Origin of the sequence: Curtobacterium oceanosedimentum (assembly GCF_040545555.1) — a bacterium.
Taxonomy (GTDB): domain Bacteria; phylum Actinomycetota; class Actinomycetes; order Actinomycetales; family Microbacteriaceae; genus Curtobacterium.
The window spans coordinates 31,147-43,221 of sequence record NZ_JBEPMD010000006.1 but is presented as its reverse complement, the minus strand read 5'-3'; the positions used below and the strand labels follow the sequence as shown (position 1 = coordinate 43,221).

Genomic DNA, 12,075 nt, shown 5'->3' with positions numbered 1-12,075 from the left:
GATGTCCCTCCCGCCGCTGCCGGACGGCGCCGTCGTGCTCGGGGCGACCGCGTCCTCGTGGCGCGACGCGCTCCGGATCGCCGGTGGTGCGCTCGTCGACTCGGGCGCCGCGACGCCGCCGTACACCGACGCCATGATCGACCTGGTCGACGAGCACGGGCCGTACATCGTCATCTCGCCAGGGCTCGCGTTCGCGCACGCCCGGCCGGGGCCCGCGGTGCTGCGGGACGGACTGGCCGTCGTGACGCTGCGCGAACCCGTGTCGTTCGGCCACCCGCACAACGATCCGGTGTCGGTCGTGCTCGGGCTCGCGGTGGCCGAGGTCGGCACGCACCTCGAGTCGATCGGCGACATCGCGAACACGTTCAACGACGACACCGTGACCGCCCGGCTCGCGGCGGCGACGTCGGCCGACGAGGTCCGGGCGATCATGGGGGTGTCGGCGTGAAGATCGTGACGATCTGCGGTGCGGGGATCGGCTCCAGCGGCATCCTCAAGGTGAACGCCGAGAAGGCCCTCGGCACGCTCGGGCTGTCCGCGTCGGTCGTGGCCGCGGACGTCGTCTCCGTGCGCGCGGTGGCCGAGGACGCCAACGTGATCCTGACGAGCCAGGAGTTCGTCGAGGCGATCGGGGACACCTACGCCGAGGTCATCGTGATCCGCAACCACTTCGACCAGGGCGAGATCACCGCCGCGGTCGACCGGGCGCTCGGGGAGCACTGAGCGGCTCCCGACGCTGCCTCTAGAGTTGGGGCATGAGCACGGAGAACCCGCTGAACGACCCCGCCGCCGACCCGTTCGAGGTCGCCCGCGACGCCGCCGCCGTCATCGCCGACCGGTCCGGCATCGAGCGGCACGACATCGCCCTGACCCTGGGCTCGGGCTGGGGCAGGGCAGCCGACATCATCGGCGAGACGGTGTCCGAGATCCCCGCGGCCGAGGTCCCCGGCTTCAGTGCCTCGGCGGTGCCCGGCCACTCCGGCACGGTTCGGTCGATCCGCCTGCAGGACGGTCGGCACGCACTCGTCATCGGTGCGCGGACGCACTACTACGAGAACCACGGCGTCCGTCGCGTGGTGCACAGCGTCCGCACCGCTGCGGCCACGGGTGCGACGGTCATGGTGCTCACGAACGGTGCCGGTGGCATCAAGGAGCACTGGAAGCCGGGCACGCCGGTCCTGATCAGCGACCACATCAACCTGACGGCGGACAGCCCGCTCGAGGGCGCCACGTTCGTCGACCTGACCGACCTGTACTCGTCGCGGCTGCGCGAGGTCGCGAAGTCGATCGACCCGACCCTCGACGAGGGCGTCTACACGCAGTTCCGCGGCCCGCACTACGAGACCCCGGCCGAGGTGCAGATGGCGAAGACCATCGGCGGTCACATCGTCGGCATGTCGACCGCGCTCGAGGCGATCGCCGCCCGTCAGGCGGGCATGGAGGTCCTCGGCTTCTCGCTCATCACGAACCTCGCCGCCGGCATCCAGAAGACCCCGCTCTCGCACGCGGAGGTCCTCGAGGCCGGGCGCGAGGCCGAGCCGGTCATCGCCGACCTCCTCGCCCGCGTGGTGGCGGCGCTGTGACCCGGCACGACGGCGCCTCGGACGGCGCGATCGCGGACGGCGACCTGGGCGAGGGGACCGAGCCCGTCCGGGACCGCGCTGCTGCTGACGGTCTGGAGGCCGTGCTCACCGCCGCCAGGTCCTGGTCGGAGCAGGACCCGGACGACGAGACCCGTGCCGAGCTGGACGCGCTCGTCGCGTCCGCATCGTCCGGGGACGCCGCCGCGGCGGACTCGCTGCGCGAACGCTTCTCCGGACGCCTCGCCTTCGGCACGGCAGGGCTGCGCGCCGAGCTCGGCGCCGGCCCGCAGCGCATGAACCGCGTCGTCGTGACACAGGCCGCCGCCGGTCTCGCGCGCTTCCTGATCGACACCGGACGCGACCGCAGCGTCGTGATCGGGTACGACGGCCGGGTCAACTCGGACGTCTTCGCCCGCGACTCGGCCGAGGTCATGCGCGGCCTCGGGCTCGAGGTCACCTTGCTGCCGTCGGCGCTGCCCACGCCGGTGCTCGCGTTCGCGGTGCGCCACCTCGGTGTCGGGGCGGGCGTGATGGTGACCGCGAGCCACAACCCGCCGCGGGACAACGGCTACAAGGTGTACCTCGGGGGCGAGGACGACGGCTCCCAGATCGTCCCGCCGGTCGACGGCGAGATCGCCTCGGCGATCGACGCGGTCGCCGCGGGCGACGTGCGCGACCTCGTCCGCGCGACGGACTACACGGTGGCTGGCCCGGAGCTGACGCGGGCGTACGTCGAGGCGACGGCCGCGACGGTGCCGGCCCCGGCCCTCCCGGTCGCCGCCCAGCCGAAGGTCGTCTACACGGCCATGCACGGGGTCGGGTGGGAGACCGCTCGCGCCGTGTTCGCCGCCGCGGGGTTCGCGGAGCCCGCCGTGGTGCCCGAGCAGATCGAGCCGGACGGTGCCTTCCCCACCGTGTCCTTCCCGAACCCGGAGGAGCCGGGCGCGATGGACCTGTCGGTCGCGCGCGGTGTCGCCGTCGGCGCCGACCTGGTGATCGCCAACGACCCCGACGCGGACCGCCTCGCGCTCGCGATCCCCGACGGCGCCGGGTCGTTCCGCCGTCTCTCCGGCAACGAGGTCGGCTGGCTGCTCGGTTGGCGGGCAGCTGCTCGCGCGCAGAGTGCTGGCGTGACGGGTGCGCTGGCGGCGTCGATCGTGTCCTCGCCCGCGCTCGCCCGGGTCGCCGAGCGGTACGGGCTCGAGTACCGGGACACGCTGACCGGCTTCAAGTGGGTCTCCCGCGTGCCCGACCTGGTGTTCGGCTACGAGGAGGCGCTCGGCTACCTGGTCGACCCGACGGTCGTCCGGGACAAGGACGGCATCTCGGCCGCGCTCGCACTGCTCGACCTCGCCGTCTCGCTGGCCGCTTCCGGGAAGACGGTCGCTGACCAGCTCGACGCGTTCGCTGCCGAGTTCGGGGCGTTCGCCTCCGGGCAGGTGTCGACCCGCGTGGACGACCTGTCGCGCATCGGGGAGGTCATGGCGTCCCTGCGGTCGTCGGCGCCCTCGTCGCTCGGTGGTCGTGCCGTGGTCTCGGTGACGGACTACTCGGACGGAGCCTCGGGCTTCCCGCCGTCCGACATCCTGCGCTACGACCTCGACGGCGGCGCACGGGTCATCGTCCGCCCGAGCGGCACCGAGCCCAAGGTGAAGGTCTACATCGACACCGTGGCCGACACCCCTGCCGAGGCGCAGGCGCTCGTCGAGGCCCTCGCCGCCGACGTGCGCCCCCTCGTGTCGTAGCGGCGCGGCTGCGGCGGCCCGTGGCCGTGCCGCCGGTCGGGGATCGCGCCCCCGTACAGACGTTGCATCCCTGAGCACACGGGTGCGACGTTCGTACGGGGGCGCGATCGCATGGCGCTCTCCACAGGGAGCGGGTTCCGAGCGCTCCCGGTACCTCGTGTCGTGCACGCTGCCGGCATGACCATCGAGCCGATCCACACTTCCGGTCTCCCCGACAGCGTCGCAGCGGGTGTCCGACGGGCTGCCGAGGACGGCGAGCTCGTACGGTTGCACCGCGGCTCGTACGTCCCGCGGGCTGCTTGGACGGAGGCCTCCGCGCAAGAGCAGCACCGCATCCTGGTCAGGAGTTTCGTCGAGGTGCACGCACCGGCGGTGATCGTGAGCCACCGGTCCGCGGTCGCGATGCACGGGTTACCGTGGGTGGGATCCTTCGGGGACCGGGTCGTCGTGACCGATCCGGACCGCGACCGCGGGCAGGTGAAGCCGCGGATCCAACGGGTGGGTGGGGCCGGCCGGCGACCCGATGCTGTCCGGATCGATGGTGTGCTCGTCGGGACGCTCGCCGAGACCGGGGTCGACGTCGCGCTGTCGGAACATCCGTGGCGCGCCGTGGTCGTGCTCGACGCCGTCCTCCGACGAGGTTGTTCGAAGGCCGACCTGCGTGCGGCCCTCGACGCGCGGTCGGCCAGGAACCACTGCCGGGCAAGGACCCTCGTCGAGGCGGCCGACGGCAGTGCCGAGTCGCCGGGTGAGAGCATCACGCGGTGGGGCGGCATCGTACTCGGTGCACCGTCGCCCGTCCTGCAGCACGAGTTCCGTCACCAGGGAGTGCTCCGTGACCGCGTCGACCTCTGGTACCCGGAGCACGGTGTCGTGGTCGAGTTCGACGGTCGCCAGAAGTACACCATGACGGGACGCGAGACCCTCTGGGACGAGAAGCGGCGCGAGGATCGGATCCGTCGGCTCGACGAGGTCCAAGGCTTCGCTCGAGTCACCTGGACGGATGCGCTGCCCGCCGGCCAGCTGCCTCGACTGCTCTCCGAGGCGGGTCTGCCGCTCGGGTGGAACTGGGCGAGCGCATGGCGGCTGGCTGCGCGACGCGCCCTCTGACGAACATCGCACCCCGGAGGACCGGGGTGCGATGTTCGTGAGGGGGCGCGGTCGTGCGCGCCGCGCGGCCCCGCGCTACGCGAGCTCGAGCAGCACGTGGCCGGACGAGATCGTCTGGCCGACGGGGGCGTTCAGGCCGGTCACGACACCGTCGCGCGGGGCCTGCACGGGCTGCTCCATCTTCATGGCCTCGAGGACGACGAGCAGGTCGCCCTTCACCACGGTGTCACCCTCGGCGACCGCGAGCTTCACGACCGTGGCCTGCATCGGCGAGGTCACCGAGCCGGACGAGGCCAGGCCACCGCGGACGCCCGACGAACGACGCTTCGGGGGAGCGGACGGGCCGGCCGGACGACGACCCGCGGCACCCGCGGCGCCACCGCCGACGATCGAGGGCATGGTGACCTCGATGCGCTTGCCCTGGACCTCGACGACGACGCTGTCGCGCGCCGCCGGTGCGGGGAGCTCCTCGGGAGAGCCGCTCCAGGCGGGGATGTCGTTCTGGAAGTCGGTCTCGATCCACTGCGTGTACACGCTGAACGGCGTCTCGTCGTCCGTCGCGAACGCGGGGTCCGACACGACCGCGCGGTGGAAGGGCAGCACGGTCGGCAGACCGGTGACCTCGAACTCGGCGAGGGCACGACGGGAACGCTCGAGCGCCTCTTCGCGGGTGGCACCGGTGACGACGAGCTTGGCGAGCATCGAGTCGAACGAGCCGGAGACGACGTCGCCCGAGACCACACCGGAGTCGACGCGGACGCCGGGGCCCGAGGGAGCGGTGAAGGCGTGGACCGGACCGGGCGCCGGGAAGAAGTTGCGGCCCGGGTCCTCGCCGTTGATGCGGAACTCGAACGAGTGGCCGCGCGGGGTGGGGTCCTCGTAGTCGAGCGTGCCGCCCTCGGCGACCCGGAACTGCTCGCGGACGAGGTCGATGCCCGTCACCTCTTCCGAGACGCAGTGCTCGACCTGCAGGCGGGTGTTCACCTCGAGGAACGAGACCGTGCCGTCCGCGCCGATGAGGAACTCGCACGTGCCGGCGCCGACGTAGCCGACCTCGCGGAGGATCGCCTTCGACGACTCGTACAGGCGCGTCTGCTGCTCGGGCGTCAGGTACGGCGCCGGGGCCTCCTCGACGAGCTTCTGGTGGCGACGCTGCAGCGAGCAGTCGCGGGTGGAGACGATGACGACGTTGCCGTGCTCGTCGGCCAGGCACTGGGTCTCGACGTGGCGCGGCTTGTCGAGGTACTTCTCGACGAAGCACTCACCGCGACCGAACGCGGCGATCGCCTCGCGCGTCGCCGACTCGAACTGCGAGGCGACCTCGTCGCGCGTGCGTGCGACCTTCAGGCCACGGCCGCCGCCGCCGAAGGCCGCCTTGATTGCGACCGGCAGACCGACCTCGTCCGCGAACCCGATGACCTCGGCGGCGTCCGCGACGGGCTCGATGGTGCCCGGCGCGAGCGGCGCGCCGACCTTCTCGGCCACGTGCCGCGCCGAGACCTTGTCCCCGAGCTGCTCGATCGACTCCGGCGAGGGGCCGATCCAGGTGAGCCCGGCGTCGATGACGGCACGGGCGAAGTCCGCGTTCTCGGCGAGGAACCCGTAGCCGGGGTGCACGGCGTCCGCGCCGGAGCGACGGGCGACCGAGATGATCTTGTCGATCACGAGGTAGGTGTCGGCGCTCGTGGTGCCGTTCAGCGCGTAGGCCTCGTCAGCGAGGCGGGCGTGGAGGGCGTCGCGGTCCTGGTCGGCGTACACCGCGACCGAGGCCTTGCCAGCGTCGCGGGCCGCGCGGATGATGCGGACGGCGATCTCGCCGCGGTTCGCGATGAGGACCTTGCTGATACGGGGCATGGTACGTCAGCGTATTCGTGCAGCGGCGGCCGGTTTTGACCGGCACGTACAAAGAAAGCACGCCGAGCAGTGTGGATGTCTACAGTTCCCACAGGTCGTGCCAGGCGACACCGAAGCCGCGGAGCAGCATCGACCGCAGCACCGGGAGTGACAGCCCGACCACGGCCGACGGCGCGCCGTCGATCCGGGTGATGTAGGCGGCGGCCCGCCCGTCGATCGTGAAGGCCCCGGCGACCTCGAGCGGCTCGCCCGTCGCCACGTAGGCGTCGATCTCGTCGGCGGACACGTCCTCGGCGAAGGTCAGCACCGCGCTGTCCACCGCCACGACGTGGTCGCCGGCGGCGACCAGCGTGGACCCGCCGGGCGCGACGTCGCCCAGGTGGCCGGCGGTGCCGAGCGGCCCACCGCCCGACGCGGCCACCCGCCGGACGGGAGGCACGGTGCCGGTCCGCCCCGCGCCTCCCGGCCGGTCCCCACCCGCGTCGACGGCGTCGGCCGGTCCGCGGTCCAGCCGCCGGTCCACGACGCAGTGGCCGCTCCACAGGGTGCCGCCGCCCGCGGCGAGCATCCGCCGCCACCGCTCCTTCGCGACCTCCGGGTCGTGCGGCTTGCCGTGCAGGACCCCGTCGACCTCGAAGGCGGAGTCGCCGCCGAACACGAAGCCGTCGACGGCGGAGCCGGCGACCCGGGCGTCGGCGACCGCGTGCGCCTTGGCGACCGCGAGGAGCCCGACCAGCTCCGGGCCGGTGAGGTCGCGACCGAGCTCGGCCCGCGCGGCCGCGACCGCGGCGTCCTCGTCCACCCCCGGTGCGACGAGCACCGGCTCGATGCCGGTCTGCGCGAGGAGGGCGCGGCGGGCGGGGGAGGTACTCGCGAGGTACAGACGCATGGGAACATCGAACCATGGGTGAATCCGTCGGAACGCTGCTCGAACTCGACGTCACCGGGATCGCCCACGGCGGCATCTCGGTGGCACGGCACGAGGGGCGCGTGGTCTTCGTCTCGGACGCGGTGCCGGGCGAGCGCGTCGTGGCGCGCGTGACCGAGGACCGGAAGAAGTCGTTCTGGCGCGCCGACACGGTGTCCGTCGTGACCCCGAGCGAGCACCGCGTCGACCACGTCTGGCCGGAGGCCGCCCTCGACCGCGACCCCGCGGTGCGCGCCGGCGGGGCGGAGTTCGGGCACATCGCCCTGCCGCACCAGCGCACGCTCAAGCACGACGTCCTGGTCGACGCGTTCTCGCGCTTCGCCCGCACCGACCTGACCGAGGTCCTCGGGCACGACGTCGTGGTCGAGGCCGCTCCCGGCGACGACGAGGCGAACGGCCTCGGTTGGCGCACGCGTGTCCGGCTGCACGTCGACGAGGACGGCACGGCGGGCCCGTTCGCCTCGCGCTCCCACACGGTCGTGCCGGTGACCTCGCTCCCGCTCGCCGCCGCGCGCGTGCAGGAGAGCGCGCCGCTCGGACGCGGTGCGATGCCCGGCGCGTCGGTCGTCGACGTCCTCGCACCGAGCGGCGCCGAAGGGGCCCGGCTCGTGATCGACGAGCAGAAGCCCACCGTCGTGACCGAGCTCGTGGGGGAGCGCTCGTTCACCGTCGACGACAACGGCTTCTGGCAGGTGCACCGCCAGGCCCCGGCCGTGCTCACCGCGGCGGTGCAGGACCTGGTCGACCGTGACCGCCTCGACCCGGAGGGGCAGCACCTCGACCTGTACGGCGGCGTCGGACTGCTTGCTGCCGCGCTCGGGGACGTCGTCGGCCCGAAGGCCCGCATCACCAGCGTCGAGAGCGCGCCCCGGGCCACCGAGCACGCGCAGGAGAACCTGGCGGAGTGGATCGGCGCGCGCGCCGAGACCGGCCGGGTGGACCGCTGGCTCGCGCGGACGGCCGCGGACGCGTCGCGACCCGAGCTGCAGCGCTTCCGCGCCGGAACGATCGTGCTCGACCCGCCGCGCTCGGGTGCCGGGCGCGAGGTCGTCGTGCAGGTCGCGGCGCTCCAGCCCGCCCAGGTCGTGTACGTCGCGTGTGACCCGGTCGCCCTGGCGCGCGACGTGGCGACCTTCGCCGACCTCGGGTACCGGCTCGAGGCACTGCGGGCGTTCGACCTCTTCCCGCACACCCACCACCTCGAGGCGGTCGCGCGCCTGGTGCCGATCGCCTGACCCCGAGGCCGCAGTGTGACGCGGTGTCCCACAACTCCGAGTCTGGGTCCGACCTGGGTATCCTTGGTCGGTGATCGCTCCCGGCGACAGGGGCCGGGCGTGCATCGGAACGAGAGGCCACCGTGGCAGCAGACACGAACACCAGCAGCGGAGCGACCGGACTGGCCACCAGGCCCGTCCGCGTCGCGATCGTCGACGACCACGAGTCCGTGCGGCTCGGCATCCAGGCGGCGTGCCAGAACGAGGGGTTCGAGGTGGTGCTCACCGCCGCGAGCGTGCCCGAGTACGTCGCGCAGCTCGGCGGGCGTGAGGTCGACGTCGTCGTGCTCGACCTGTCGCTCGGCGACGGCTCGACCGTGACCGCGAACGTGAAGGGTGTGCAGGGCACCGGTTCCGCGGTGCTCGTCCACTCGATCGCCGACCGCGTCGCGAGCGTGCGCGAGGCCCTGGCCGCAGGGGCGGCCGGGGTCATCCCGAAGTCGTCGGCGACGAAGACCGTCATGGCCGCCGTCGCGACCGTCGCCCGCGGAGACGTCCTCAACAACCTCGAGTGGGCGAGCGCGATCGACGCCGACCGGGACTTCGCCAAGGCGCAGCTCGGTCGCCGTGAGCGCGAGATCCTGCACCTGTACGCCTCGGGACTGCCGCTCAAGCTCGCGGCCCAGCAGCTCGGCATCGGGTACTCGACGGCGCGCGAGTACCTCGACCGCATCCGCGTGAAGTACGTCGAGGTGGGCCGTCCCGCGCCGACCAAGGTCGACCTGCTCCGCCGCGCGGTCGAGGACGGCATCCTGCCCGGGCTCGACTCGGGCATCGACCCCGACACCGACGGCCGCTGACCCGTATGGCCACCACGGCCGGGCCGGCGCGGTCGGCAGGGGCCCCGGCGGGAGCAGCCGGAGCGGCGCGACCGGCGGACGGCGCGATCCCGGCCGAGCCGGCACCGTTCGGCGCCGACCCCCTGCGCGGGGTGCGTCCGACGATCACGCAGGCGTCGGTCGAGCGGCTGTTCGCGATCCTCATCGCGATCGCCGCGGTCGCCTACGGTGCCGTCTACGCACCGCAGGTCGTCGGACAGCTGCCGTACCTCGACCCGGTGTGGGGACCGGTCGCGGCGGTGGCCCTCGGCGCCTCGTTCGTCGCGGTCGGGGTGTCCGCGTTCGCGCAGCGCTGGGCGCAGGTCGCCCAGATCGTGTGCGCGTTGCTGCTCCTCGTCGTGCTCGTCACCTGGCCGCTCACCGTCCGCGAGGACATCCCGGACGACCAGTACCCCTGGCCGTGGTGGTTCCTCACCGTGGGGTCGACGGCGGCGGCGATGGGGTTCGCCCCGTGGCGCGCGACCGTCTACACCGCACTCGTGCCCGCCGTGTACGCCGTCGTGCGACTCACCCCGGCCGGTGGCGACGCCGGGGCCAGCGCGGTGCTCCAGGGCGTCTACACGGCGATCCTCAGCGGTGCGGTCCTCGTCATCGCGGTGCTCCTCCGCCGGGCGGCCGCGTCCGTGGACACGGCACAGGCCACCGCGGTCCGGCGCTACTCGCTCGCGATCCGTGAGCACGCGACCGAGGTCGAGCGGGTGCAGGTGGACGCGATCGTGCACGACAGCGTCCTGACGACGCTGCTCTCGGCCGCGCGGGCGGAGACACCCGAGGCGAAGGCCCTCGCCGCACGCATGGCCCGCAACGCCATCGACCACCTCGGTGCCGCCGCGGCCGACCTGCCGGGGGAGGCCCCGCCGGTGACGGTGCACGACCTCCGTGGTCGGATCACCGCGGCGGTCGGCGCGCTCGCGGCCCCGGTGCACCTCCGTGATGCGCCGGTCGGGGGCATGCGGCTCCCCGCGACGGTGGCGGACGCGCTGGCCTCGGCGGCGCTGCAGGCCTCGGTCAACAGCGTGCAGCACGCCGGAGGGCCGGAGGTCGACCGGTGGGTCCGGGTCGAGCAGCGCGGTGGCGCCGTGCACGTCGAGGTCGGCGACGACGGCGCCGGTTTCGACCTCGGCGCCGTCCCGGCCGCACGGCTCGGCGTCCGTCGGTCGATCATCGAGCGCGTGCAGGCCGTGGGCGGGACGGCGGTGGTCGCGAGCAACCCGGGGGCGGGGACGCGGATCCGGCTCGAGTGGCACCCGGAGGAGCGCGCATGAGGGTCTCGCTGCCGGCCGGCATCGCGATCGGGCTCGCCGCGCTGTTCTCGCTCTTCCACCTCGTGCTCGGCGTGGCGTCGTTCGGGGTGGTCCGCGAGGTCGGCCCCGTGCTCACGTGCATGGCGCTCTACGCAGCGGCCAGCGCCGTGGCGATCTTCCTGCCCGGCCGCACGCTGCCGGTCTGGGCGGCCTGCTTCTGCCTCGCCACCGCGCTCGTCATGCCGGTCATCGCCGCACCCGTGGTCGACCTCGCGGACAAGAACGACTCGACCACCTGGTGGATCGCCGCGATCGGCACGCTCATGGTCGTGCTCGTCGTCCGCGGACGCCGGGCCTTCGCATGGGTCGGCGTCGTCTTCGTCACGCTCTTCGGCGTGGCCTGGGGCGGACCCGGGGCGTTCGGGGAGCTCGGCCTCGTCGGCAACCTGACGTGGGTCGCGGTCGCCACCGGGTTCGCCGTGGCGATGGCCCGGGCGACCCGGACCACCCAGGAGTTCCTCCGCGCCGAGCAGGAGACCGCGGACTGGCAGGCTGCCCAGGACGCGCACGTGTTCGAGCGGCAGTTCCGCCTCAGCCAGACCACGAGGATGGCGCTGCCGATGCTGCAGCGGGTGATCGAGCAGGACGGGGACCTGACCGACGCCGAGCGCGCGGAGTGCCTGCACCTCGAGCAGGCGATCCGCGACGAGATCCGCGGTCGGGCGCTGCTGTCGGACGACGTCCGCGACGAGGTCATGCGCCTGCGCCGTCGTGGCGCCACGGTGCAGCTGCACGACGACGGCGGTCTCGACGACCTCGAGATGGACGACCTCCGCCGCGTGCACGCCGAGGTCGCGGACGCGCTGCGCCGTGCCCGGGGTGCCGACAACGTCATCGTGCGCACGGTCGGCGAGGGGTCGGAGGCGGCGGTCACGATCGTCGGGCTGCGACTGGACACCGCGGCGAGCGAGTCCGCGGCACTCGGTGCCGGTGCCGACGACGATGACGACGAGGACGACTCCGTGGTGCTCTGGACCGAGATCCCGCGCCGCGCGGCGGTCTGAGGACGCTCGCGAGACGAGGCCACACCAGACCGGACGGTCCGGAAACGGGGAACGGGCCGGTCCCGAGGGGCCGGCCCGTTCACGACCCGAGCCTGAGCGACAACCCGAATGTCGCCCTGGCTCGCAGCTGGTCGGAGGCGTCGTACCCTAGTCGGCCACCGACCAACGATGTTCTTCTGTGAAGGACACCGAACACGAACAACTATGCCCGCAGAGCGGAGCCGTGTCAGTCGTCATTATGGGGGACAAATCACGCAGGACCGGCGGCTCCGCACCGGCCTTGTCCCCCGATGGAGGGGAGACCGACCGGGAAGTGCACCGCGCAACCGGGCGGCAGGGTCGGCGGTGCGCGGTGCGACAGGGGTACATCGCGCCGGCGGTACCCCCGATCGCACGAGACCCAGAACGCGCCACTCCCCGGAACGCACGAGACC

General features: G+C 73.2%; 11 protein-coding genes. 9 read left to right on the top strand and 2 right to left on the bottom strand.

What is annotated here, in order from left to right; all coding sequences use genetic code 11:
* The first annotated feature begins 1 nt into the window (after position 1).
* The 5 genes from ABIC52_RS07930 (at position 2) to ABIC52_RS07910 (ending at position 4,438) form a co-directional block, all read left to right on the top strand.
* Positions 2-448, top strand: coding sequence for a PTS sugar transporter subunit IIA (locus tag ABIC52_RS07930; protein WP_126890997.1), 447 nt, complete (start codon positions 2-4; stop codon positions 446-448).
* Positions 445-723, top strand: a complete 279-nt coding sequence (locus tag ABIC52_RS07925) for a PTS sugar transporter subunit IIB (RefSeq protein WP_354027060.1) — start codon at positions 445-447, stop codon at positions 721-723. The genes ABIC52_RS07930 and ABIC52_RS07925 overlap by 4 nt, the downstream gene beginning before the upstream one ends.
* Before the next feature lie 32 nt (positions 724-755).
* Positions 756-1,583, top strand: a complete 828-nt coding sequence (locus ABIC52_RS07920; protein WP_209678347.1) for a purine-nucleoside phosphorylase — start codon at positions 756-758, stop codon at positions 1,581-1,583.
* A 92-nt stretch (positions 1,584-1,675) separates the two neighbouring features.
* Positions 1,676-3,328: a phospho-sugar mutase gene (locus ABIC52_RS07915; protein WP_354027119.1), complete on the top strand. Its 1,653-nt coding sequence runs from the start codon at positions 1,676-1,678 to the stop codon at positions 3,326-3,328.
* Between the two features lie 177 nt (positions 3,329-3,505).
* On the top strand, positions 3,506-4,438 hold the full coding sequence (locus ABIC52_RS07910; RefSeq protein ID WP_126890994.1) for a hypothetical protein: 933 nt from the start codon (positions 3,506-3,508) through the stop codon (positions 4,436-4,438).
* A gap of 75 nt (positions 4,439-4,513) precedes the next feature.
* Here ABIC52_RS07910 and ABIC52_RS07905 read toward each other — a convergent pair whose 3' ends face one another.
* Positions 4,514-6,292, bottom strand: coding sequence for an acetyl/propionyl/methylcrotonyl-CoA carboxylase subunit alpha (locus ABIC52_RS07905; protein ID WP_354027059.1), 1,779 nt, complete (start codon positions 6,290-6,292; stop codon positions 4,514-4,516).
* Positions 6,293-6,371: 79 nt separating this feature from the next.
* Entirely contained in the window at positions 6,372-7,181 is an 810-nt protein-coding gene (locus ABIC52_RS07900) for a Maf family protein (protein WP_354027058.1), read from the bottom strand.
* A gap of 14 nt (positions 7,182-7,195) precedes the next feature.
* Here ABIC52_RS07900 and ABIC52_RS07895 point away from each other — a divergent pair, with 14 nt between their 5' ends.
* The 4 genes from ABIC52_RS07895 to ABIC52_RS07880 all read left to right on the top strand — a co-directional run bounded on the left by ABIC52_RS07895 (position 7,196) and on the right by ABIC52_RS07880 (position 11,641).
* The gene (locus tag ABIC52_RS07895; protein ID WP_126890669.1) at positions 7,196-8,455 is read left to right on the top strand and encodes a class I SAM-dependent RNA methyltransferase; all 1,260 of its coding nucleotides are present in this window, start codon (positions 7,196-7,198) and stop codon (positions 8,453-8,455) included.
* 122 nt (positions 8,456-8,577) lie between these two features.
* Entirely contained in the window at positions 8,578-9,294 is a 717-nt protein-coding gene (locus tag ABIC52_RS07890) for a response regulator transcription factor (RefSeq protein WP_058728855.1), read from the top strand.
* A 5-nt stretch (positions 9,295-9,299) separates the two neighbouring features.
* Entirely contained in the window at positions 9,300-10,598 is a 1,299-nt protein-coding gene (locus tag ABIC52_RS07885; protein ID WP_209824135.1) for a sensor histidine kinase, read from the top strand.
* Positions 10,595-11,641: a DUF8320 family protein gene (locus ABIC52_RS07880; protein ID WP_354027057.1), complete on the top strand. Its 1,047-nt coding sequence runs from the start codon at positions 10,595-10,597 to the stop codon at positions 11,639-11,641. Before ABIC52_RS07885 ends, ABIC52_RS07880 begins: the two co-directional genes overlap by 4 nt.
* The last annotated feature ends 434 nt before the right edge of the window (positions 11,642-12,075 follow it).

Coding starts and splice junctions, on each gene's coding strand:
- ABIC52_RS07930 (WP_126890997.1), top strand. CDS start 2: ATGTCCCTCCCGCCGCTGCCGGACGGCGCCGTCGTGCTCGGGGCGACC.
- ABIC52_RS07920 (WP_209678347.1), top strand. CDS start 756: ATGAGCACGGAGAACCCGCTGAACGACCCCGCCGCCGACCCGTTCGAG.
- ABIC52_RS07895 (WP_126890669.1), top strand. CDS start 7,196: ATGGGTGAATCCGTCGGAACGCTGCTCGAACTCGACGTCACCGGGATC.
- ABIC52_RS07880 (WP_354027057.1), top strand. CDS start 10,595: ATGAGGGTCTCGCTGCCGGCCGGCATCGCGATCGGGCTCGCCGCGCTG.
- ABIC52_RS07910 (WP_126890994.1), top strand. CDS start 3,506: ATGACCATCGAGCCGATCCACACTTCCGGTCTCCCCGACAGCGTCGCA.
- ABIC52_RS07905 (WP_354027059.1), bottom strand. CDS start 6,292: ATGCCCCGTATCAGCAAGGTCCTCATCGCGAACCGCGGCGAGATCGCC.
- ABIC52_RS07900 (WP_354027058.1), bottom strand. CDS start 7,181: ATGCGTCTGTACCTCGCGAGTACCTCCCCCGCCCGCCGCGCCCTCCTC.
- ABIC52_RS07885 (WP_209824135.1), top strand. CDS start 9,300: ATGGCCACCACGGCCGGGCCGGCGCGGTCGGCAGGGGCCCCGGCGGGA.